Raw genomic sequence first — 24,796 nt, 5'->3', positions numbered from 1 at the left:
AAGATGAAAAAACGAATAATAAATATACTGTGGATGTGTTTGATAAGCGCATCCGTAATAGTGGCACAAGAATTGAAATCGCCCAACGGACGAGCGAGCATGACGTTTTCGCTTTCGAGCGAGGGCTCTCCAACCTACACGCTCGATTACAAAGGCCAAGCGGTCATCAAACCCAGCAAATTGGGATTGGAACTGATGCCGGAAGGTATTCAACGGACATTTGACGATTTCGCCCCCAAAACGGCACAAACCTTGAAGTTTGATTTGCGTACCAACTTGTTCAACGGTTTCAGAATTGTTGATACAAAAACAAGCGCGTTCGCCGAAACCTGGCAACCGGTGTGGGGCGAAACAAAAGATATTCGCAATCATTACAACGAATTGTTGGTGCAACTGCAACAAACGACCACCAAGCGCATTATCAATCTCCGTTTCCGCTTGTTCGACGATGGCTTGGGATTCCGGTATGAATTCCCGGAACAAGGCGGCAATCTGACTTATTTCACCATTAAGGAAGAATTGACGGAATTTGCATTGACCGGCGACCACACCGCCTATTGGCTACCGGGCGACTACGATACGCAGGAATACGATTACACGACTTCGCGCTTGTCGGAAATCCGCGGACTGATGAAAGCCGCTGTTACCGACAACTCTTCGCAAACACAATTCTCGCCCACAGGCGTACAGACCTCGTTGATGATGAAAACCGACAAGGGATTGTATATCAATATTCACGAAGCCGCTTTGATTAATTATGCAGCCATGCACTTGAATCTGGACGACAAAACCTTTGTGTTCCAATCGCATCTGACTCCCGATGGAACGGGTGCGAAAGGGTATATCGAAACGCCCTCCGTGTCGCCTTGGCGTACGGTTATTGTGGGCGATGATGCACGCGAAATCCTCGCTTCCAATATGACGCTGAACCTGAACGAAGCCTGTAAAATTGAAGATACTTCCTGGATTAAGCCAACCAAATATGTTGGTGTTTGGTGGGAAATGATTACCGGCAAAAGCGAGTGGTCTTACACCTCCGACTTTCCGGTGGTGCAAATCGGCGTCTCGGATTATAGCCAGGCAAAACCGCATGGCAAACATGGTGCAACAACTGCTAACGTGAAAAAATACATCGACTTTGCCGCTTTACACGGTTTCGACGGCGTATTGGTCGAAGGTTGGAATATCGGTTGGGAAGATTGGTTTGGTCATCAAAAAGATTTTGTCTTCGATTTCATCACTCCCTATCCCGATTTTGACGTGAAAGGCATTCATGAATATGCCAAAAGCAAAGGCGTTCAACTGATTATGCACCACGAAACATCGGCTTCCACCCGCAATTACGACTGGTGGATGGATCGCGCCTATCAGTTTATGAAAGACAATGGCTACAATGCCGTGAAAAGCGGTTATGTAGGCAATATGTTGCCGCACGGCGACTATCATTACAGTCAATGGCAAAACAATCATTACCTGCACGCTATCAAAAAAGCGGTCGATTATAAAATAATGGTCAATGCGCACGAAGCGGTTCGTCCCACCGGAATTTGCCGCACCTACCCCAACCTCATCGGCAACGAATCGGCTCGCGGAACAGAATACCAGGCCTTTGGCGGAAGCAAACCCAATCATGTTACCATTCTGCCGTTTACCCGGCTGCTGGGTGGCCCCATGGATTATACGCCCGGAATTTTTGAAATGGATGTCGAGAAAATGAATCCGAATAATCATTCGCACGTCAACGCAACCATAGCAAACCAATTGGCCTTGTACGTAACCATGTACAGCCCCTTGCAAATGGCTGCCGACCTGCCCGAAAACTACAACCGTTTTTTGGATGCATTCCAATTCATCAAAGATGTTGCCCTGGATTGGGACGACACCAAATACCTGGAAGCCGAACCGGGCGAATACATTACCGTTGCCCGCAAAGCCAAAGGAAGTTCCAGCTGGTTTGTAGGAAATGTGTGTGGCGAGAAAGGATTTACCTCCAGCATTTCTTTCGATTTTCTGGAGCCGGATAAAAAATACATCGCCACCATTTATGCCGATGCCCCCCATGCCGATTACAAAACCAATCCGCAGGCATACGTCATACGCAAAGCGCTCGTTGACAGCAAATCGAAACTCACGCAAAAATCAGCGCCCGGTGGCGGGTATGCCATTAGTTTGTTGGAAGTAACCGATAATGCGCAGATTAAAGGGTTGAGGAAGTTGTAGATAAACAACCAAAAAAAATGAGGCTGTGTCAAAAGCCTTTTTCTGAGCTTGTCATTGCAGGCTTCGACCTGCAATCTCCTGACATTCAACTGATGTTTGTTAGGAGATCCCGTGTCAGGCACGGGATGACAGGCTTTTGACACAGCCCCATTTTTTTTATATACTAAAGATACTTACTTTGTTCAGCCTTTCTTGCTTCTTGTCTTTTTTTCGACAGTTGTTTTTTTGGTGGTGGCTACCGGAACTTTTGCTTTTTTCTCTTTTTTAGGAGCTTCGGCTTTGGGCAATACTGCTTTTACTTCTTCTTTTGCATCCGCTGTTTCTTCGCCCGCTGCTGCTTCTTGTTTTGTCTCGAAATCAATTTTGGTGGTAATCAACAGATTATACCAGCTGACTAATTTCTTAATATCCGAGCTGTAAATCCGTTCTTTGTCGTATGTGGGAAGTATTTCGCTCAAATATTTTTTCAGGTCTTCGGGGCTGGCAGATGGCTGTATCGACGCGATATTGCCGTTTTCTTTTTGTTTAATCGAAATCAATACCTCTTGTAAAGGGACTTCTCCTTCGGCTGTGTACATCGCTATATCGCCAAGTGAAACTACTTTATCGCGGGCATAAATCGGTATTCTTTTGTTCTCCGTCAGCGACTCAACAACAACCATGTTTTTCCCACTTGATATTAGTTTGAATAAACCAGGTTTTCCGGTAACAGACAAAATAGTCTTCAACATAATTTCCAGTTTTTAGTTTTAAAATTTAAAATTTCAATTGTTTGAACTGACAAAAATAGTGCGATTACTGAAATATCAATAACATTATCCCGTTAAAATATCTTTTTATCGGAGAAAACGCATGAAAAAGGCAGAATGGGGATGGGGATAATAATGAGAATAATGTGCTGATGTGCTAATATGCTGATGAGAATAATGAAACTCGCTGTGTGTATGCCTGCTGCCGCGGATGGGCTCTTGTTTTACACATATACAAATACGACAAATACAGACGTGGCACGCCACGTCTGTATTCCGCGTCCGTATTACCGTAGGGGCGAAATATCTTTCGCCCGTTGCCGCGAACGGGGCGTTTTGTCCTGCAAATCAAAAAAATCAGAATTGTTGCATGTCGCATAATTTGCGGTAGTATCCGTTCAGGGCATACAGTTCGTCGTGGTGTCCGCGTTCAACTATCCGTCCTTCGTGCATCACGCAAATTTCATCGGCGCTCCTGATAGTCGAAAGGCGGTGCGCTATGACGATGGTTGTGCGGTTTTTCATCAAATTTTCCAATGCTTCCTGCACCAGGTATTCCGATTCGGTGTCGAGGGCCGATGTGGCCTCGTCGAGGATGAGTATCTGCGGGTTTTTCAACACCGCACGGGCGATGCTTATCCGTTGCCGCTGACCGCCCGAAAGTTTGCCGCCGCGGTCGCCGATACTGGTTTCGTAGCCATTTTCGGTGGCTGTGATAAAGTCGTGGGCATTGGCTATTTTTGCCGCTTCAATCACCTGCTCCATAGTCGCCGACTCCACTCCGAAGGTGATGTTGTTGAGGAAAGAATCGTTAAACAGTATCGCTTCCTGATTCACATTTCCCATCAATGCCCTCAAATCGTGCACCCTGGCATTGCGTATATCGGTACCGTCTATGGCTATGCCGCCCTGGGCTACATCGTAGAAGCGAGGAAGCAAATCCACCATGGTCGATTTGCCCGAACCTGACTGGCCGACCAGCGCAATTGTTTTTCCTTTGGGTATAACGAGGTTTACATCCTGCAACACCCAGTTGGACTGGTACTTGAACCACAGGTTTTTGTATTCAATTTGTTTCTCGAATATTATCTCTACGGGGTTTTCGGGGTCTTTAATGTTATTCTCGGCGCTTAATATTTTGTCGATACGCTCCATCGAAGCCAAGCCTTTCTGAATGGCGTAGGCCGCGCGCGAAAAATCTTTCGCCGGATTGATAATGCTGTAAAACATCACCAGGTAAAACATAAAGCTCGAAGCGGTGATTCCAGCATCGTGGCTGAGTATCAGGCTGCCGCCGTACCACAGCACAATGGCTATTATTGTTGTGCCGAGCAGTTCGGTTAGGGGATGCGCCAGTTCTTGTCGGCGAATAACCCTGTTTGTCATCTGTCTCAGTTCGTTCCCTCCGGCATGAAAGCGGTTCGATACTTTCTTTTCGGCATTGAAGGCCTTGATAACACGCAATCCGCCCAATGTTTCTTCTATCTGAGCAATCAGTCCGCCCCATTTTTCCTGTATCTGTGTCGAGCGGCGTTTCAATGTTTTCCCGATGCGCCCCATAATAAATCCCGATACGGGCAAAAGCGCCAGCACAAACAAAGTCAACTGCCAACTGATAATCAACATTGTAGAAAAATAGATGAGTATCAGCACCGGATTCTTGAAAAGCATATCCAGCGACTTCATGATGGAGTTCTCCACTTCGTTCACGTCGCCCGTCATCCGGCCTATAATATCTCCTTTGCGTTCTTCGGAGAAAAAAGTAAGCGGCAGCGACAGAATTTTATCATTTATCTGGTTGCGAATATCACGAACAACGCCCGTACTTATCGGTATCAGGTAGAATGTGCTGAGGTAGGTTACACCCATTTTTATCAACGTCATCACAATGAGCAGCGAGGCAAAGAACAGCAACATATTGTCGGCCCCGTAGGTATCCATGCCCGAAGTGGTATAGTAATAGAAATTGTTTTTGGCGGCCTCAAAAAAACCTTCAAATTTTTGTATTCCTGTTTCGGCGCCGACGTTGAACCAGGGCATAAATTCGTACTTCGATTCGTCAATTTTAAACAATATATTCAGGATGGGAATAATCAATCCGAACGATACGACATTCATCAATGCCGACAAGAGGTTGAACGTGAAGCTTAGTATCAGCTGCCGTTTATAGGGCGGGATAAAACGCTTGAGTACTTTAATAAAATCTTTCATTCATCTGTTTTTTTAACGCTAAACTTAAAAAAGAGGCGAAAGATAGCTATAATTCTTGTTTTATTAAAGCGGAATATTTGGCAATCATAAAATTCCTCTCTATTTTTGTTATTTAATTAACAATAATATGTTGAAATACAAACTTTTTACAGTCCTTCTATTTTTATCGACAATAATTTCGGTCAGTCAGGCTGAGTCGGCCTATAAGTTCCGCATTTACCTCAACGATAAGGGAACGTCTTCATTCAGCATCAGTAATCCCCAGCAATACCTGTCGGACAGAGCCATTGCCCGAAGGGTAAGACAGCATATTCCGGTCGATGAATCGGATCTCCCCATATCGGCACAATATATTACCAGCTTGGAAGAGTTGGGATGTGTGGTTGTAGCAAAAAGCAAGTGGCTGGCCACTATCACCGTTCATTGCGCGGATTCGGCGCTGGTGGAGGAGATAAAAAAGCTCGATTTTGTGCAAGACGTTGCCTGGGTTTGGAAAAAGAAAGGCGGGGAAACCAAAAAGGGCTATCGGTCGATGCCGAAAACCCAAGCCGAAATGCCCGGATATTACGGAAATTCGTATGCCCAAATAGCCATTCACAACGGCGATTCGCTGCATCGCGCCGGATTCAGGGGCGATGGCATGGAGATTGCCGTAATAGATGGCGGATTTAAGGGCTTGGACGATAATATGCTACTGGAAAATATCCTGATACGGGGACGGAAAAACTTTATTTACTCCGAAGACGACGATTACGAGATGGATCACGGATTGAGGGTGCTTTCGTGCATGGCGACCGATTTGCCGGGGATATATATCGGCACGGCTCCCGAAGCCCAATATTGGTTGCTGCAATCGGAGAACCCCGGTTCGGAATATCCGGTGGAGGAAGATTACTGGCTGGCAGCGGCGGAATTTGCCGATAGTGTGGGAGTGGATGTCATCAACACTTCGTTGGGCTATTCGGTCTTCGATGTGGCGGAAATGAGTTACAGCTATTCCCAACTCGACGGAAAAACAACATTTATAAGCAAAGGAGCCACTATGGCCTCCAATAAGGGCATACTGGTAGTGGGTAGCGCCGGTAACGAAGGCGTCAAACCCTGGCGTTACATTACCGCTCCCGGCGATTCGGAAGAGGTGCTGACAGTAGGCGCCATAGCAAGAGATTCGACGCTTGCCTCTTTCAGTTCGAGAGGACCTGCGTCCGACTTTCGTACCAAACCCGATGTGGTGGCGGTCGGCAGTTCGGCCTCTACTGTTACCTGGAACGGATATGTGGGGAATGCCTCGGGAACCTCGTTTTCATCGCCCATTATGTGTGGCCTGGTAACCTGCCTGTGGCAAGCCTACCCGAACCTGACAAACAAGCAACTGATTGAACTCGTCAGAAAATCCTCGGACAAATATGCCCATCCCGATGACGACTATGGATACGGAATCCCCGACATGATAAAAGCGCTGGACATGGCAAAATCCGATACCGAAACAGCCATAACCCCAACCCTTATATCGAACGAAAACGTCAAAGTACTATCCGACAAAACAGGTCGCATTCGCGTAACAAAAAATGTGGACGACAACCAGAACTACCAAATACGCATACTCACTGTTGATGGAAAAACAATCGTAGCCGACACCTTTTCCACCAAAGAAAAATCGTACCAACTAGAGCAGCATAAAGGCAGCCTCTACATAGTAAATATCTCTTCAAAGGATTTTGTTGTTGCCGAGAAGGTGAGATTTTGAGAGGAGTTTCCCTGCCTCTTTGTCATTACGGGCTCCGACCCGCAATCTCCTGACCAATCGTCCGAACCGTTGATTGTAGCTGATTTTTATGATTGAATTGATTACATCGTAGGGGCGTATCGAATACGCCCGCATTCGTGCAGGTGTATTATTTATCGTTGCAACCTATTCGCGGCAGCGGGCGTATGCCATACGCCCCTACGATAAATACGGATAAAAAAACCTCATTCCCACCTAATTCAATTTAACAAAACAACCTCAGTAGCAGTATGTTATAATAAATAACCCGACTTCATTACCTCATTTATTTACACAAAAATTTATCGGCACAAAAAACGTATGAACAATGAGGTAATTAGGTTAAATTATATCTTGTAATCCATTGTTAATGAGGTTGTTTAGTTAAATTAAATTAGGTGGGAATGAGGTTTTCGTAGCGACCACACCCCCAAAGGGGAACAAGCAATAAAAGAGCTGCATTTCAATTTTTTTGAAATGCAGCTCTTTGCTGTGATTACCCGCCATAATACGGGTGGGTTCAGCAGGATCATAATTTTGCAGGTTCGACTCCTGGCTGTAATTACCCGCCATAATACGGGTGTGTTCAGCTACGCACAAAACGCTTCCAGCGGAGACTGCGCTGTAATTACCCGCCATAATACGGGTGTGTTCAGCCAAGGCTCCAATATAGGCAACTCCATCTAAGCTGTAATTACCCGCCATAATACGGGTGTGTTCAGCCGGCTGGACGGTTGGCGATTTTATCGACAGGCTGTAATTACCCGCCATAATACGGGTGTGTTCAGCAGTAGCGGAACAAATAATAGGGTCAATAAGCTGTAATTACCCGCCATAATACGGGTGTGTTCAGCAGGAAAACAAAAAGGCGATTCCCTTAAAATGCTGTAATTGCCCGCCAAAATACGGGCGTGTTCAGCCCAGTATATCAAAAAATCAACAACTTATTTGCTGTAATTGCCCGCCATAATACGGGTGTGTTCAGCAAAAATTCCACATCGGAAAAGTAACGGGCTGTAATTACCCGCCATAATACGGGTGTGTATAATGTTATTTACGCAAAATAACAATTTATATTTTGTTCCATTCTTCTATATTCTCTTCAAAATATCCGATACTAATTTCACTCCGTATCCAAAGTAATCGAGGTAATATTTTTCTTTCTTTTCTTTCACTGTTTGTTTTATATGTTCTTTATCGGGCATATATTTGTCTTTCGGCAACTTGCCATGGAAAGCGGCATTGCGCACATCCCTCAGCATCGCTTTTTCCTCTGCGTTAATTTTTGCGTCAGCTTCCAATGTATCGCAGATGGAATTAAACTCAATATAACCTTTTTCGTTTGGGCTGAGTTTGTATTCACCTATTACTTTATCTTCTAATTTGTGAATCTCCTCCATTATCTCCCACCTGCGAATAGTGTACCCTTGCAACAACTCATCGAAACAGAAGCCGGATAAATTGTTATTGGGTTTCAATACGATGTTATTTACACGAGCAAAACGTTCGTTAATCAAAGCTTGTTTTTCATCAAACGGCAACTTTTGCTCTTCTTTCGATAGCAAGGCTAAGCGTTCGGCGAAATTCATCTTGCTTTTTGCTACTGGCTCCAAACGGTTGAAAGGGACGATGCCTCCGGGCTCAACCAGCTCTCTCGACACCAGTAATTGGGCAATTTGCAATGTGAGTTTTGCAGGCAGTTGGTACCTGTTTTGCCTGTAATACCGGTAATAGAATCTTATCTTAAGGATAGGTTCGTCCGTCTCGTTGTTTTTGATTGGCAACAACATTTCTTTGGTTTGATAATCATTCTCTTTCAATCGAATAGCCTCCAATTCTTTTCCCATAAACTCTACTCCCCTTTTGTAGGCGATGTGCGACAATACAGTATCTTGCCTACGAATAAGAAACAGACGTTTGCGCACGTGTTGGTTACCCCGTATGGTATTCAGTTCTTCGCCATTGCCGGTTTTAAAGAAATCGGGAATCAGTAATTCGCACTTGTTGGGCGAAGGATAGATTTTTTCGTGTGTTTTTTCAAGATATTCGGAGTCAACAGAATTTTTAAATTTTTCTAAATGCCGAATATTGCGGGGCAGTCCGGTTGCCGCATAGTCTTTATGATCCCCATTAATGATGTGGGTTGGTTCCGGCACGCTTTCTTTCGGCGGGCTTGTTTGTTGACTGGCTCGTCTTGTCCGTCCGTCATGCAAGTCCAACCAACGCATTTCGATGCGTGGCCGCCAGTCTTTTATGTCAAATTCTTTTTCTAATTTAGCTCTGAATACATTAAGTATTGAGTTTCGATATTTGATACATCTTTCGAGTAATGCGTCCAAGCTGTCATAATCTCCCAAATCAATACCCATATCCTCGTTGAGGACAGAGAGGTATGTTTTGCCCGTTTTCCCACTACCCAAGCTGGTCAGTATTCTTATTAATTCGTTGTGCGCCTTTTCTCGCTTGATTTCCAGACTATTATCCATAAGCGACAAACAGCTGAGCAATTTCTGATAGCCGTTCTTCCCGCCCAGCCTGTTGCCATCGTCGGCGGCGTGCTCCAAATTGGTTTTTTGTCCACGGGTAAGCGCCTGGTTCCATGTGTCGAGAATAAAGCGTATTTTTTGATGGGAGGTAAAAAAGGGGACTTCCACCTCTTTTCCCTCTTTTGTTTTTATTATCTTTTTCTCGGTAGCTTTATCGTATTGCTGTTGAAGGAATTCGATGCGCTTTGCCACTTGTTCTTTTGTAATATCTGGTTTAGATTCGGTATTTTTATGGGTAGATTCGATATGTTGAAAACAAGCATTAGATAAACTGCCCCAAAAGGTTTTTCGCTTCTTGTCAGTTTCTTCCGACTTATCCGTAACAGGATAGTTGGCAAAATAATATTCCAATACCGAGCATAACATCCGGCTACCCATTAAACCAACCACTTGGCGGGTGTTGGTTTGCTCATAACGAAACATAGCCTGAGCGGCAGTTTCCGTATCATCCTTGATCAGGAAATAGGTAAACCCGTGTTCATCACCTCGGTAGTTTATGCGTTCTTCTTCATCTTCCGGTTCATCGAATATGACTTTTTTATAGCGTGGAAACTTGTATGGACGTCCGTTTTCTTTGGCTTTTTGCTCCAGCTCTTCCCGTGTTTTTTGTTTTTCGTCCGCCGACTGATGTTTTGCCCATTTCCATTTAGTGAGTCCAAGCCGTTTCATTTCTTCGTCCCAAAACTCCAATCCCCATTCCATAAATTTGTTTTTCTCGCGGATGTCGTAGTCCTGCCCATCCACTCTGACTTGTTTCTTTTCGTTCTTTTCGGGATTTTCCAATTCCAGATATTCGAGTGGGCAACGTTTCAGGTATTCAAGCATCGCATAATACGCTTCCTGCTCATCCAAACTATGGTCTTCTATAATATTACTCCGATGCCCCCGTATTTTCCAATAATTATATACATCGCGAGCATACAGAAAATGCTTCGGCTTTCTCCGTAAATTTTCGGGGTATTCTTCCTGATTCAGTCTATGTTCATATCGTTCATTTAGTTCATCAAAACTATAGATACTCAGTTCCATCGCTTCCAGAAAATCGCTGATTTGCCTTCCTTCCAAAAACAAACAACAAAAGAACATAGTTCCGGTGAAGGATAGTTCTTTCGTGATTTCTTTAACTTCGTAACTTTCCTTGTCTTTCACTATAATATTCAGCCCATTTTCGGCTTTGTATTTTTCGGGAATATTAATGCCCGATTCCATACATGCTTGCACATACAAATCTATCAGCGCTTCATTGATGTTGTCAGGTAATACTATTTTATTGTGTTCGGTATGCGACCAGTAATTTCGGAGATCGAATAATATGCCTAGCCAAGCAAGTAATATTTCCCAGTTTTCGTGGAGAATCTGTTCTTTCGTTTTACCCTCCGTGTTGTCGGGAATAAAGCATTTGTGCTTGCTCGTCATCCATCCGATAAAGAAAATATTGTTTCGGGCTGCTTCCCAATATTTTTCTTTGTTGGCATCGTTACTACACTCTCTTAGCTTTTGGAGAGCGTCCTTTTTTTCTTCCGATGTTACACTCAGGCATTTTTCCACATTATCGGTGGCTGCATTCAGATATACAGCCAGTGCATTACGGTATATTTTTCGGAGGTTCTTCGTTTTAGTCTTATTTTCCATATTCAATTTTTTATTCCACAAAAATACAATTCCGAATCGGATTCAAAACTAATTATTGGTGTAAAGTTTAATGATTGTTTGTAATCGTATTACTAGCCGTTTGGGGGTACTCTGTGCTTTTGTCGGGAGATTGGCTAAGGCCGATTTACGTTCCGCTTCAATTGCGGGTCGGATCCCGCAATGACAGAGTCAACCTAAAAATTCCCCCAAACCACTCCGCCAAAACCAAAAATAAGAGGGAAAAATTGACTATTCCTTCTACAAAATTTGAGCGAAATACTTTTTACTGAAATAAAATTGTAAAAATATTTCAATTTAATTATTTGATAATAAGTGTATTAAAAAAGTTGTGGTTAATAATCGTAATTATTAACCACATCCTCCGCATTATGCTATACTTTTGTTTCAGAATCGAAAACGATTCTAGCAGAAAACTAAACTTTTAGTTGCTATCCTTTCATAACAGAGATTATTACAAAGCTAACGAGATTAAGGCGCCGCACGGCGCCTTAATTTTTTTATGCCGACGCTACCTTTTTACCCAATCGTTTTCTGTCGTTTTCGTCCAGGTATATTTTGCGGATTCTTATCGCGCTTGGCGTTATTTCGACGTACTCGTCTTCCTTGATGTATTCGAGGGCTTCTTCCAAACTGAATATAATGGCAGGCGCCAAATGTGCTTTGTCATCGGTACCCGAAGCGCGCACGTTGGTCAGTTTTTTCGCCCGGGTCAGATTAACGGTCAGGTCTCCTTCTTTGGTATGTTCGCCCACAATCTGCCCCATATATATATCGGTCTGAGGTTCTACAAAAAAGCGCCCTCTGTCCTGAAGTTTATCCAGAGCATAAGCAAATGCGTTACCCGATTCGCTGGCAATAATCGACCCGTTCAGGCGTTTTTCTATATCGCCTTTCCAGGGTTGAAATTCGAGGAAGCGGTGGGCGATAACAGCTTCGCCTGCCGACAGGGTCAGGGCGGCATTGTTGAGCCCGATAATACCGCGCGAAGGGATATTAAATTCCAGGAAGATGCGGTCGTTTTTCGATTCCATCATCACCAACTCACCGCGGCGGCGGGTTACAATGTCTATTATCTTGCTCGAATATTCTTCCGGCAAATTGATGGTAAGCGATTCAACAGGTTCGCACTTCACACCGTCCACGTCCTTGATGATTACTTTCGGTTGTCCTACCTGCAATTCGTATCCTTCGCGGCGCATTGTTTCGATAAGTATCGACAAATGCAGAATGCCCCGTCCGAAAACAATCCAGGCATCGGCGCTGTCGGTTGGCTCCACGCGCAAGGCCAGGTTTTTATCCAGCTCTTTCACCAGGCGGTCGTGTATATGGCGGGAGGTTACATATTTACCATCCTTCCCAAAAAACGGCGAGTTGTTGATGGTAAACAACATCGACATGGTTGGTTCGTCAATGGCAATCGGGTCGAGTGGTTCGGGATTTTCGATGCTGGCGATAGTATCTCCAATATCGAATCCGTCAATGCCCACCAGCGCGCAAATGTCGCCACATTGTACCTGACTGACTTTTATTCGTCCCAAGCCTTCAAACACATTCAATTCCTTGATGCGTGTCTTCACAATCGAGCCATCGCGTTTACAAAGCGAAACATCCTGGTTCTCCCTCAATTCGCCGCGATGTACACGTCCCACGGCAATACGTCCTACATAGTTCGAGTAATCGAGCGATGTTATCAGCATTTGCGGCGTGCCTTCCAATATTTCCGGCGCAGGGATGTACTGAACAATGGCGTCCAGGAGCGGTGTAATATCTGTTGTTGGGCTTTTCCAGTCTTCCGACATCCAGCCTTGTTTGGCCGAGCCGTAAATAGTGGGGAAATCCAATTGTTCTTCTGTTGCATCCAGCGAAAACATCAAATCGAAAACCATTTCGTGTACTTCGTCCGGGCGGCAGTTCGGTTTGTCCACCTTGTTTATCACAACAATAGGTTTCAGCCCTATCTGAATGGCTTTTTGAAGCACAAAGCGGGTTTGTGGCATAGGTCCTTCAAAGGCGTCCACCAGCAGGAGGCAACCATCGGCCATATTCAGCACCCGTTCCACTTCACCGCCAAAGTCGGCATGTCCCGGAGTGTCTATAATATTGATTTTTGTTCCCTTGTAGTCAATCGAAACATTTTTGGATAGAATCGTTATTCCACGTTCACGTTCCAAATCATTACTGTCAAGGATTAATTCTCCCGAATGTTGATTTTCCCTGAACAACTGTCCTGCCAAAAGCATTTTATCGACAAGCGTAGTTTTGCCATGATCGACGTGCGCAATAATCGCAATATTCCTGATTTTTTGCATATTTTATTTTTAAGGCTGCAAAGATACGATAAATTACCGGAATACATTCAAATGAGTGATTAATAATGAGAATAATATGCTGATGTGCTGATGTAAATAATGCGAATAATGAATTTGTTATCGCTTTGCGCCGCCAATTAGCACATCAGCACATTGGCACATCAGCACATTATTCTCATTATTTTCGCTTTCTATTTCATTCTCAGATTATTTTTTAATATATTTGTTGCGGTTGTATATTTTACTTTTATTCTGAGTAATAGTTGTATAATTTCAGCGATATACCCGATTCGTGTTTTGCAAATTTTATTGTTCGTCATTGATGGGAGCGGTCAGGTGCATTAATAAGTTTTTACTGCCATTGTCGTGGTTGTACGGGCTTGTTGTGCTTATACGAAACAAATTCTTCGATTGGGGCTTCCTGACGGAAAAACGATACGATGTACACATCATTTCTGTCGGCAACCTCACAGTAGGAGGTACCGGAAAAACGCCCCACATCGAGTCCCTGATCCAATTGCTTCAGAACGATTTCAAGCTTGCCACATTGAGCAGGGGCTATAAACGAAAGACAAAGGGTTTTGTACTGGCTACACCCAATTCTACCTACGAAGACATAGGCGACGAACCCCTCCAAATGAAACATAAATTCCCTGATATTACCGTTGCCGTAGATGAAAACCGGAGGCGTGGCATCGAAAACCTGCTGGCGATGAAGGACAAACCGGACATCATTCTGCTGGATGACGCTTTTCAGCACCGCTATGTGAAGCCTTCGTTTTCTATTCTTCTGAGCGACTTTAACCGGCCTATCTACCAGGACAAGTTATTGCCTGCCGGACGATTGCGGGAACCCCTCCGCAATATGGAAAGGGCGAACATGATTATTGTAACAAAAGCGCCCACCGACATGAAACCGATAGATATGCGGATTATTATTCACGAATTTAATACATATCCTTATCAAATATTATTATTTACAACCATCGAATATGGCGATTTGATTTCCTTGTTCAATAAAGAAGACTTGTTTAGTAAAAAAGAACTGCCTTTGGTGAACTTAATACACAAAAAAGTGTTATTAATTACCGGAGTAGCTTCTCCGAAAGCAATACTGGATGAATTGGGTAAATACACCGATTCGATTAAATTGTTGGCCTATCCCGATCATCATAGTTTTACGGCGGATGACATTCAGGACATTGAAAAAGCATACCACGAAATTGGTGATGATAAGGCGATAACAATTGTTACCGAAAAAGATGCCGTCCGACTAATCGGAAGGAAAGACCTGAGCGAAAGCCTGAAAAACTCCATGTATTACTTGCCAATAAAAATGGCATTTATTTCGAAAGAAGAAGAAACAGTTTTTAATAAAAAAATTAATCGTCATGTTAGAAAAGATCCAAGAAACATCGAACTACATTAAAAGCAAGGTGGCAAAGATACCCGAATGTGCCATCATCTTGGGAACAGGCTTGGGAGAGTTAGCAAATGCCATTACCGGTAAGTATGAAATCCCGTATTCCGAAATCCCGAATTTCCCCATCTCCACCGTGGAAGGCCACAGCGGAAAACTAATCTTCGGCAAACTGGGTAAAAAAGATGTGATTGCCATGCAAGGCCGCTTTCACTATTACGAAGGATACAACATGAAAGAAGTAACCTTTCCTGTGCGCGTCTTTCAGGCATTGAAAGTGAAGTATCTGTTCGTCTCCAATGCTGCAGGCGGTATGAACGGCAGTTTCGATATAGGCGACATTATGCTGATTGAAGACCACATTAACCTGTTCCCCGAACATCCCTTGCGCGGAAAGAATTTCAACGAATTGGGGGTTCGGTTCCCCGATATGAGCCAGGCCTACGACAAGGAACTTGGCAAGCTGGCAACCAATATTGCGAAAGAAAACAACATCAAGCTTCAGCATGGCGTATATGTAGGAACATCCGGTCCCACATTTGAAACGCCAGCCGAATACAACTACTTCAAAATTATAGGCGGCGATGCCGTAGGCATGTCCACCGTACCGGAAGTGATAGTAGCCAATCACGCCAAAATAAAAGTACTGGCTTTCTCCATCATCACCGATTTGGGCCTTCTGGGCAAAATTGTAGAAGTATCGCACGAAGAGGTGCAGGAAGCCGCAAAAATAGCGCAACCCAAAATGGCTTTCATTATGCAGGAAGTGATTAACCGGCTGTGATGACTAATGTGAATAATGAATAGGGGGCAACGCGTACGTTGCCCTTTGTTTTTGCGGATTTGATAAATAGCAAGTCTGAAAATTAGGGAACATACCGGAAATAGTCGAACACAGGTAGAACGCAAATTACGCAGATTATAAAATTATTTGCGGAAATCTGTGTAATTCGCGTAATTTGCGTTCTCTGTGTGTTGGGCGCTTTTCTTTGTTCTTTAATACAGCATTCCAAACAGCCACAGCGGGATTTTATTTTTGTGTCCGATTTCAATATCATCGGCTACTACAAAACTGTTCGGAACGTCTTTTATCTGGTCAAAAGTTTTCCTCTTACCACCGACTTCAAAAGTGTAGTTATCCACCATAAAATCCCCCTGCGGTGCAAGTATAACATCGGCAACGGCACTTAACTGATTAACAAAAAATGTTTCCCTTGTACTGCCAATATTTGCATTTTCGCTGTACAAATATGACAAATTAGTGTTGTTAAGCAATACCTTATCGGGCTTTGTAAGGTCGCCAATCGTTTTGTTTTTGTATGAAATCAAGTTCAACAACTTTGCATTTGCCAACAATAATAAATACTTGACGGTATTGTTTCTGTTGGTGTCGATTGCTGTGGCTAAATCTGTGATTCTGGGTGTATAAGGCACTAATGTTGAGAGAATTGCCAACAGTTTTTTCAACTTATGCCGAGATTCAAACTCAATATTCTCAATCGCAGGAATATCCACATCAATCACGTTGTTTATTGCTTCCTGCAATTTTTGATCGTATTTTTTTAATCCTTCTTTATAAAACAGATAATAGCCGTTTTTCAGATATTTTTTGAACAAAGGCATTATTTTCAGGTTTTCCGTAATCTGAAAAGCGATATTTTGGTGATTTTCAACGATTTCATTCAGCGAAAGCACAGGAAAATCGCCCAGCTTTTCAAATTTTAGAAATTCTCTGAAAGATAAGCCTTCCAATTTTTCATAAACAACCCTTCTTGATAAATCCGCCGTTGATTTATAAATCTGCAAAAGCGAAGAACCGGTAAATACAATTTTCAGTTTTGGAAAACTGTCGTAAATGTTTTTAATCTCGGTTGCCCAATTTGGATAATGGTGAATTTCATCTAAAAACAAGTGTGTCCCGCCGTTCATATAAAACTCGTCTGCCAATTCAAAAATAGTATGATTGGCAAACCAAGTATTATCCAAACTCGCAAAAATTGCCTCATCTTTGTTTGCGAAAGTTGTTTTTATGTGCTGCAACAGCATTGTTGTTTTTCCAACGCCCTTTGAGCCGATAATAGCAATGCAACGCTCGTTCCAATCAATATTTGAATAGAGGTAACGAAAGGTTTTTGCCTCTGTTTCCTGCAATAAGCGCAGATAAATTTTCACTAAACTGTCCATAAGAATATTTTTCTACAAAGCTACAAAACGTTTTTTATATATAGCAAAAGATAATAAAAAATGTTTCTTGTAAGTAGCATCTTTATGTAAAAGCATTTTGCCAGTTCTTTATAACGGCTCGTTTTTCTATTGTCTTTCTAACAGCCACGCAAATACGTTTTTATGTATTATCCCGCTTCGTGTTTGAGGGAAGGATTCGGCTGAAAGTAAATATTTTGGATAGTTGTCTTTTACTGATTCTAAAGGAATGAATTCTCGTTCAATGGTTTTATCGCTTTCCATTTTCCAGGTAACTTGGTAGTACTCAATATCACCGTTACGATTTTTTACGCAGAAGTCAATTTCGCCATTGCGAAGCATTCCTGTCCAAACTTTGTAGCCACGCCGTAAGAGTTCCAGATAGACTACATTTTCAAGAATATGACCTCTATCGGCTGTTCTGTCGCGACCGAGCAAAATGTTGAGCAATCCCAAATCCACAATGTAGTATTTTTCCTGCGTTGCCAACTGCTTTTTACCTTTTATGTCGAAGCGATTGACCTGATAAAACATAAAACACGCTGTAAGATACGACAAATAATTTTCTACCGTTGTGTTGTGAATTGTCTGTTCGTCTGCTTTCAATGCCACAGAAATACTGCCCGGCGATACCCGGGAGCCAATAACTCCCGCAACATACTTTGTTACGTTTGCAAATGCCCGCTTGTCGTAGATTGTATGCCGCTTCATAATATCTTTTTCAACGACTGTTGCATACAAAAATTCAAGATATTCATACACTTTGTCGTAGCCACCGTCTCGGAGTTCCACTCCTTTGGGCATTGAGGTTTCATTTACATAATCAAAAAACAGCATTTCATAGTTGAGGTATTTGTTTAAGGTGTCAATTTTCCGTGCTTGCAAGTACTCGTAAAACGAAAACGGGAGTATAGAAATCTCAATGTATCTGCCACTTAACAAAGTAGCAAGTTCGCTCGACAAAAGATTGGCATTTGAACCTGTGATATAAACGTCAGTATTTGCAGTAGCAAAAAGCCCGTCCACCAATTTTTCAAAGTCCTTGATATTTTGTACTTCGTCGAGGAAAATGTACGCAGTTTTATTGCTTGGTAATTTTGTTTTTATTTCAAAATAGAGCGAATCCCAGGTTTTGTTGAGATAAGATTCGGGCAGTTCAAAGTCGTAGAAAATGATTTGTTCAGGTAAAATTTCCAATTCAGAAAGACGATTGCGATATAACTTCAACAAGGTAGATTTTCCAGACCTGCGCAACCCTGTAACCACTTTTATCATACCTTTATCTTTGTATGCCAACAGTTTATCTAAATATTCTTTACGTTCAATAAAATTATTCATAACGCAGAGTTTAAGATTCGACTGCAAAGATATATAAAATTATTAAAACATGAAAATATTGCAAGTTTTAATAATTTTGATTGAGGAATATCTATATTGAATATCGCTCACATTTGTAAGATCGTCTATTTGCGGTTGTCGTTTTTGCTTGCTCCTAACGTTTTGGCGGCTTGGTATAGTGGCAGGCTTATGAGGCTCGCGCGGGAACGAAACTTCCGAAATTGTACTGCCGTTTGCGCGGGATACTGCCGTCATTGTGGCAAACTGCTCGTTGTAGGCAGCGCTTGCTCCAATCTTTCATTTCTTTGCTTTCAAAATTTCAACTTTTTTATGTGCCGTTGCACTTCTCTTTCTACTTGCTCAAAATTCGGCAAATCTTTGATTTGTTCTTTTAACGAGGTTTGCCAACGCCCTTTGTATTGTGGCAATCGTTCTGTTAGTTTTTTCGGAAAGTCAGTTGCTTGTAAATCTTTACTTTCGCATTTTGCTTTAAATTCGTTTATGTAAAAGTCAATGTCCATTTCGTGTATTTCCAACAAATACCAAATGTCGTAAAAATCCCTTGCCTGCATTCGTTGCATAACGGAACACATTTTCTCAACCAACACTTCTTCCAACGGATAGCACAAAAGGTGGTGTTCTTCCAAATCGGAATAATCTGTAAAAACATTTTCTAAAACAGGCTCAAAAACCATTTGCTCACTTCGAGAAATATCTACTTTTACTTTTTTGTTACCGCCTTGTCCTCCAAGTGGTCCAATATAACTGATGTAGAAATTTATTCCGCCATCTTCGTGTTCGTTATCTGTGATTATTTCGAGCGGAATATTTGCCTCTTCTTTGATAAAATCAAAGATTTCTTTAAACCATTCAAAAATCGTTTCGTTGTTTGTTTCGTTGTTGAGCAAGGTAAAATCAAGGTCTTCCGAAAATCGGTAATCTTCAAAATAGATTTTCTTCAAAACTGTTCCGCCCTTGAATACTATTGCCTTTGACAGTTGCTCGTGTTTGGAAATGCCAAACAGAATCCACGAAAGAATATAATCTTTCTCGATTTGTTGGTCACGAACACCAATTTTTCTCGCCTTTCGCTGTATTTCTCCCGATTTTATCACGTGTATATAGCTGATTTAATTGTTTCTGCATCTAAATTTTGCTGGATACTCCAACGGTTAATTCGTTTTCCTGTTTTTGGCAATTCCGTGTCAAGCACAATATTCGATGCCGTTTTTAATTTTTGCAACTCGTCAATAATATTTGTATTGATTTCAAGGATTTCCAATAGAAAACCCAAGCGTTTTATGACCGCTTGCGAATTAAATTTTTTAGCATATTCAAGCAATGTGTTATACTTGATTTTCTCTTTGGAAATATAAATCGCTCTTGCAATTTCAACAATTCCCCCTGCATAATCGGGTTTGAACAGGCAATCAATAATCGTTTTTTCCAAGTCGGAACACATCGCTTTGTTGAAGTTGTCAATCCAAATTTTCTTTGCCCCAAAAAAATGTGTTGAGTTATGATAAATAAATTGAAAAGGAACTTCTTTAATTTTAATTTCGGAAGGTCGTAGTTGTTTTGAAACAACGATTTGTTCTTTCAAGGAAGGTTGCGTTATGAGATTATGAATTTGCAAAGCCGAATAATAACTGATGTAATGTTTTGCGCCATTTACCAAATGTTCGGCTACTAAATGCCAATCGGGCATAAAAAAATCCGCATCTTGCTCGTATGGAATTATATGATAAATGCCCTCTTTCAATCTCATTAAAAGTCCTCGCTTAGTCATATCGCTAAGCAATTCCCTAATCGCACTTGCTTTTGAGTTTGCCAAGGCTTTTTGAGCCGAAGAATAGTCAAAACAAGTTATGCCCTGTCCGTTTAAATAGGACAAAAGCGTGCCCGATTGTGTTGATATATACTTATTTTTCATATCTTTGCTGTCAGAATAAATCTGACAGCAAAGATATGAAAAACTATAATAAGATTGTGTTTTTCTTGAAAAAATATTTTTTAAAGTAAAATAGTCAGCAATATACTGACAATAATGATACAAAACATTGTGTTTTTAGATTTAATCTTCCCTAAGCTGAAAGCATAAGGTTAATAAAGCGCCGTCCCGCAGGGTAGGGACTGAATGCAAATGTAAAATCCTTTGCCCAATCGTACCAGTAAAAGCAAGGTGGTTGTCTCAAAAGAACGCGAATTACGCAGATTACGCAAATTTACACAAATAAGCGCTATATATTTCTCTTATCTAATTGAATTTCAACCATAAATAAATTGCGATAATTCGCGTAATCAGCGTAATTCGCGTTCAAAGATACTTATAAGACAGCCCCCAGCCTTAATGTTTATTCCGTATGTTAACAATACAACTACCATAAGGGCGGGTTTAAAACCCGCCCCTACCTTTATTTTATTCTCTCCTGCTATAATTGGGAGCTTCGCTGGTTATCTGCACATCGTGCGGATGGCTTTCGGCTATTCCGGCGTTGGTTATCCGTGTGAATTTGGCTTGATGCAGGGCGATTATATTCTTCGCGCCGCAATATCCCATTCCAGCCCTGAGACCGCCCAGCATTTGATAGGCTACTTCGTACAACGAGCCTTTATACGGAACGCGGGCGGCGATTCCTTCGGGAACAAGTTTCTTTATGTCGTCTTCCACATCTTGGAAGTAGCGGTCTTTTGAGCCTTTTTGCATTGCTTCGAGCGAACCCATGCCGCGGTACGATTTGAATTTACGTCCGTTGAATATTATTGTTTCGCCCGGCGATTCTTCCACACCGGCGAATAACGATCCCATCATCACCGAATTTCCACCGGCAGCCAGCGCTTTCACTATATCGCCCGAATAGCGCAGTCCGCCATCGGCTATAATGGGTACGCCTGTACCTCTCAAGGTTTTAGATACTTCGTAGATGGCCGACAATTGCGGTACGCCCACACCGGCCACAACACGCGTTGTACAAATCGAACCCGGGCCGATACCTACTTTCACGCCATCTGCCCCGGCATCTACCAGATATTTTGCTGCCTCTCCCGTTGCAATGTTGCCAACAACGACATCCACGCGGGGATAAGCCTCTTTCACTTTCCTGAGCATTCCGACAACACCAGCCGAATGGCCATGCGCCGTATCAATAACAATGGCGTCAACATCGGCTTCTACCAGAGCGCTTACGCGTTCCATCGTGTCAAAAGTTACGCCTACACCGGCGGCAACCCTCAGGCGGCCCTGCTCGTCTTTGCAGGCATTGGGTTTATCTTTTGCTTTGGTAATGTCTTTGTAGGTAACCAGACCAATCAGCTTGTTGTTGGCATCCACAACCGGCAGTTTTTCTATTTTATGTTGTTGCAGTATATCAACAGCCGCTTCGAGGTCGGTCGATTGCTGTGTGGTAATCAAATTATCTTTTGTCATCACATCGTCAATCAGCGCCGACATGTCGCGTTGAAAACGTAAATCGCGGTTGGTAACAATCCCCACCAGATGATTTTCGGGGTCAACAACCGGAATGCCGCCTATCTTGTACTCGGCCATCAGGGCAAGCGCATCGCCCACCGTTTTGTCTTTCAGGATACTCACCGGATTGGAAATCATACCGTTTTCGGCACGTTTCACATACTTCACCTGCTGTGCCTGATCCTGTATGGGCATATTTTTATGGATAACGCCAATACCACCTTCGCGGGCTATTGCGATGGCCATTTTAGCCTCGGTAACCGTATCCATTGCTGCCGAAACAAACGGGATATTCAGCCTGATGTTGCGCGAGAAATTCGTTGACAAGTTTACTTCGCGGGGAAGAACTTCGGAATATGAGGGAATGAGTAATACATCGTCGAATGTAAGTCCATCCATTACTACTTTGTCTGCAATAAATGACATAAGGGATATGATTTAATTTTATTGCGTGCAAATATAGTCATTTAAAACGAAACCAAGGCTTAAGTTTGCAGAAAAAACAGCGCAGACGCCCGAAAATTTTTGAGGCTTATGCCTTTCGGTAAAGTTGCTGAGATGAGCAGGAGATTCCTCCCTTTGGTCGGAATGACGGTCTCCTTTTTAGGAGAGGGGATGAGGAAGCGGCGGCTTCGCCGCCGCTTCCTCATCCCTTAAACCACCAACAGGCGAGTCATTCCGACCAAATGGAGGAATCTCATCCGTAACAATAGTACTAAATTTTTCAGGTTTGCCCTGGTGAGGATGTGAGGCAATGTGCTAATGCGCTGATGTGAATAATGTGCTAATTGGCGCGAAGCGGCAAAAAACGCTGTCATTGCGGGCTCCGACCCGCAATGACAGAAAGCATTGTTCCTTGTTTTTGCCGGACAAATGTCTGTATTTTTTTTCTGGCGTAGTATTTTGAGGCCTCTAAATTTATTTTATGAATTATTCTTTTTCAATGATTAACCATATTTAACTAAATGGGGGGGGTAATTCTGAAATATTGTTATATATTTGTCGTAATAAAAATCACTAAAACAATTAAGTATGAAAACGAAACAACTTTTACTATCGGTATTTGCCGTACTGTTGGCAAATACGGCGCTTGGACAAACTGCATTGGTTTCGGACAGCAATGGAAATTATAAGATTGGGGAAGATTTGGTTAGCGGATCAGCCTGGGGATATGGAAAGATGCTGAACTTTTCGGGCTGCGAATGGAACACCGACCCTGTGTGGATGGCCAAGTATGCCGTAAGCAGTGATGTTTCTGAATTTAGAATTGGGTTAGGGGATGATGATGCCGACAGGCTTGTTATCGGTCGTGTTACAAATTTCTCGAACCTTGCCATGTATAGTTTCATGACAATTGGAGACAAAGTAGGCATCGGCACCGACAATCCCTACTACAAGCTGGATGTGAACGGCACACTCAGGGCAAGGGAAATAAAAGTAAACCTCAACACAGGCGCCGACTTTGTATTTGAACCCAACTACCAGCTAAAATCGCTTAACGAAGTGCATAGCTTTATCAAGGAAAACAAACACCTGCCCGAAATACCTTCTGCCGCCGAGATGACAAGCGGCGACACCGACTTGGGCGTATTGCAGGTAAAGCTGCTGCAAAAAATTGAAGAACTGACGCTGTATGTTATTCAACAGAATGACAAAATACAGACATTGGAACTTGAAATGAAAGAATTGAAAAACAAATAGGGAGGATTGATTATGAAAAAGATATATATGTTTTTTATTGCCCTGTTTTTTGTGGCAATGGGTGTTGCTGGGTGCGGGGATGATGAAAAGATAGAAGCGCCTGGACATTATGATACGCCCCAAGAAGCCATTTTAGGTAAGTGGCGATTGATTGCTCAGGGTCCATCGGAAGATAAAATACAACAGGTATCTTCGGGCGGGTACGTGGAATATCTTCCTGATTCTATTATTCAACCAGGCACATTTGCAGAGTACCCCGGATTACAGGTAAAATACAGCATAGACTCGTGTTTATTTAAGACATACTATTATCATGTCGGTCAGCTATTTGACGAAAAAACACAAATGCATGGATATGAGTATAAGTTTGAAGATAACTACAACAAGCTGATATTGAAACATGTTAAGGGCATTGTCGCAGAATCATTGGGAAGTCCATTGATATTTTTCTATAAACGAATAAAATAAGGCTATGAAAAAGATATTATTTATATTGACAGCCCTGTTTGTCCTGACTACCGGAATGAGCGGCTGCGATAAGGAAGAGGAAAAGAATCTTTCGCCAAATCCGTTGCAAGGAACCAAATGGAAATTAGCCGGATATACAATCAATGAAGAGAAAATGCTAAGAATACTCGAACCTCAGGATTGTGAAAGATGTTATACGATTATTTTTAAATCGGATAACACGTTGGAAGGAATGTCATCCACCAATGAATTTAGTGGAGAATATGAAGTTGATTTAAAATCGTCAAGTCTTCAAATACGAAATCTTGTCGGCACAAAAATTAATGAAGTGTTTGACGGACAATATTATGCAGATGCTATCAAAAATGTGAAAAAATTTGGCGTTTTTGACGACAAACTAACATTATACTGTAACGAAAATGATTGTTTGTATTTTCAACCGCAGGTCGCCTCTTGTGATTGTGAAGAAAAGGAAGTTGTTAAAGTTTTAAGCGACGAACCGGCTTATGTCAGGTATAACAGAATTTTGGAATGTTATACATTTGAATTGCTTTCCTCGTATGAGGAATTAATACGTCATGGCGTTATTCGTCCTTGTGAAACGGATATTCCTCAGAAGTATAAAATTGACGGACTGCCGGTTAAAATCAGCGGAAATGTGATACAATGTAAATTCGAGGAGATGCCAAATGCACGGCTATATTTATATAATAGAATAGAATTAACCGATATAAAAAGGAGGTAA

Annotated in this window: 16 protein-coding genes and 1 CRISPR repeat array; of the genes, 7 read left to right on the top strand and 9 right to left on the bottom strand. The window is 42.4% G+C overall.

Annotation, left to right across the window (positions count from 1 at the left end):
* Positions 1-3 precede the first annotated feature (3 nt).
* Positions 4-2,220, top strand: a complete 2,217-nt coding sequence (locus ACYPWY_RS11495; RefSeq protein ID WP_459685672.1) for a glycoside hydrolase family 97 protein — start codon at positions 4-6, stop codon at positions 2,218-2,220.
* Between the two features lie 182 nt (positions 2,221-2,402).
* Here ACYPWY_RS11495 and ACYPWY_RS11490 read toward each other — a convergent pair whose 3' ends face one another.
* Together ACYPWY_RS11490 and ACYPWY_RS11485 are read right to left on the bottom strand one after the other, a co-directional pair.
* Positions 2,403-2,951, bottom strand: coding sequence for a DUF5606 family protein (locus tag ACYPWY_RS11490; protein ID WP_459685671.1), 549 nt, complete (start codon positions 2,949-2,951; stop codon positions 2,403-2,405).
* 375 nt (positions 2,952-3,326) lie between these two features.
* Positions 3,327-5,180 carry an ABC transporter ATP-binding protein gene (locus ACYPWY_RS11485; protein ID WP_459685670.1) on the bottom strand — a complete coding sequence of 618 codons (1,854 nt, stop codon included), beginning with the start codon at positions 5,178-5,180 and terminating at the stop codon, positions 3,327-3,329.
* 127 nt (positions 5,181-5,307) lie between these two features.
* Here ACYPWY_RS11485 and ACYPWY_RS11480 point away from each other — a divergent pair, with 127 nt between their 5' ends.
* A complete protein-coding gene (locus ACYPWY_RS11480) occupies positions 5,308-6,927 on the top strand; it encodes a S8 family peptidase (RefSeq protein WP_459685669.1) in 1,620 nt (539 codons plus the stop codon).
* A 507-nt stretch (positions 6,928-7,434) separates the two neighbouring features.
* Positions 7,435-7,994: direct repeats of the CRISPR family, unit length 36 nt; unit sequence GCTGTAATTACCCGCCATAATACGGGTGTGTTCAGC.
* Positions 7,995-8,036: 42 nt separating this feature from the next.
* Here the strand turns inward: ACYPWY_RS11480 and ACYPWY_RS11475 are convergent.
* On the bottom strand, positions 8,037-11,123 hold the full coding sequence (locus ACYPWY_RS11475) for a hypothetical protein (protein WP_459685668.1): 3,087 nt from the start codon (positions 11,121-11,123) through the stop codon (positions 8,037-8,039).
* A gap of 518 nt (positions 11,124-11,641) precedes the next feature.
* Positions 11,642-13,453, bottom strand: coding sequence for a translational GTPase TypA (typA, locus tag ACYPWY_RS11470; RefSeq protein ID WP_459685667.1), 1,812 nt, complete (start codon positions 13,451-13,453; stop codon positions 11,642-11,644).
* 319 nt (positions 13,454-13,772) lie between these two features.
* Between typA and lpxK the strand changes: the two genes are divergently transcribed.
* Together lpxK and ACYPWY_RS11460 are read left to right on the top strand one after the other, a co-directional pair.
* A complete protein-coding gene (gene lpxK, locus ACYPWY_RS11465; protein ID WP_459685683.1) occupies positions 13,773-14,882 on the top strand; it encodes a tetraacyldisaccharide 4'-kinase in 1,110 nt (369 codons plus the stop codon).
* A complete protein-coding gene (locus ACYPWY_RS11460) occupies positions 14,845-15,657 on the top strand; it encodes a purine-nucleoside phosphorylase (protein WP_459685666.1) in 813 nt (270 codons plus the stop codon). The genes lpxK and ACYPWY_RS11460 overlap by 38 nt, the downstream gene beginning before the upstream one ends.
* 212 nt (positions 15,658-15,869) lie before the next feature.
* Here ACYPWY_RS11460 and ACYPWY_RS11455 read toward each other — a convergent pair whose 3' ends face one another.
* The 5 genes from ACYPWY_RS11455 to guaB form a co-directional block, all read right to left on the bottom strand.
* Entirely contained in the window at positions 15,870-17,057 is a 1,188-nt protein-coding gene (locus ACYPWY_RS11455) for an ATP-binding protein (RefSeq protein WP_459685665.1), read from the bottom strand.
* Between the two features lie 126 nt (positions 17,058-17,183).
* Positions 17,184-18,413, bottom strand: a complete 1,230-nt coding sequence (locus tag ACYPWY_RS11450) for an ATP-binding protein (protein ID WP_459685664.1) — start codon at positions 18,411-18,413, stop codon at positions 17,184-17,186.
* Positions 18,414-18,724: 311 nt separating this feature from the next.
* Positions 18,725-19,528, bottom strand: coding sequence for a nucleotidyl transferase AbiEii/AbiGii toxin family protein (locus ACYPWY_RS11445; RefSeq protein WP_459685663.1), 804 nt, complete (start codon positions 19,526-19,528; stop codon positions 18,725-18,727).
* Positions 19,525-20,469 (bottom strand): type IV toxin-antitoxin system AbiEi family antitoxin domain-containing protein, encoded by a 945-nt coding sequence (locus ACYPWY_RS11440; RefSeq protein WP_459685662.1) that lies wholly within the window; start codon positions 20,467-20,469, stop codon positions 19,525-19,527. The genes ACYPWY_RS11445 and ACYPWY_RS11440 overlap by 4 nt, the downstream gene beginning before the upstream one ends.
* Before the next feature lie 363 nt (positions 20,470-20,832).
* A complete protein-coding gene (gene guaB, locus ACYPWY_RS11435) occupies positions 20,833-22,308 on the bottom strand; it encodes an IMP dehydrogenase (RefSeq protein ID WP_459685661.1) in 1,476 nt (491 codons plus the stop codon).
* A gap of 606 nt (positions 22,309-22,914) precedes the next feature.
* Between guaB and ACYPWY_RS11430 the strand changes: the two genes are divergently transcribed.
* From ACYPWY_RS11430 to ACYPWY_RS11420, 3 genes are read left to right on the top strand one after another with little or no spacing between them, the layout of a single operon-like run.
* The gene (locus ACYPWY_RS11430; RefSeq protein ID WP_459685660.1) at positions 22,915-23,583 is read left to right on the top strand and encodes a hypothetical protein; all 669 of its coding nucleotides are present in this window, start codon (positions 22,915-22,917) and stop codon (positions 23,581-23,583) included.
* Between the two features lie 12 nt (positions 23,584-23,595).
* Complete coding sequence (locus ACYPWY_RS11425) at positions 23,596-24,051, top strand: hypothetical protein (RefSeq protein WP_459685659.1); 456 nt, start codon at positions 23,596-23,598, stop codon at positions 24,049-24,051.
* 4 nt (positions 24,052-24,055) lie between these two features.
* Positions 24,056-24,796 carry an META domain-containing protein gene (locus tag ACYPWY_RS11420; protein WP_459685658.1) on the top strand — a complete coding sequence of 247 codons (741 nt, stop codon included), beginning with the start codon at positions 24,056-24,058 and terminating at the stop codon, positions 24,794-24,796.

The sequence above is a fragment of the Viscerimonas tarda genome (assembly GCF_054601255.1).
Note: the sequence above shows the minus strand (reverse complement) of the source record. Positions and strands in the feature narration are given on the sequence as shown.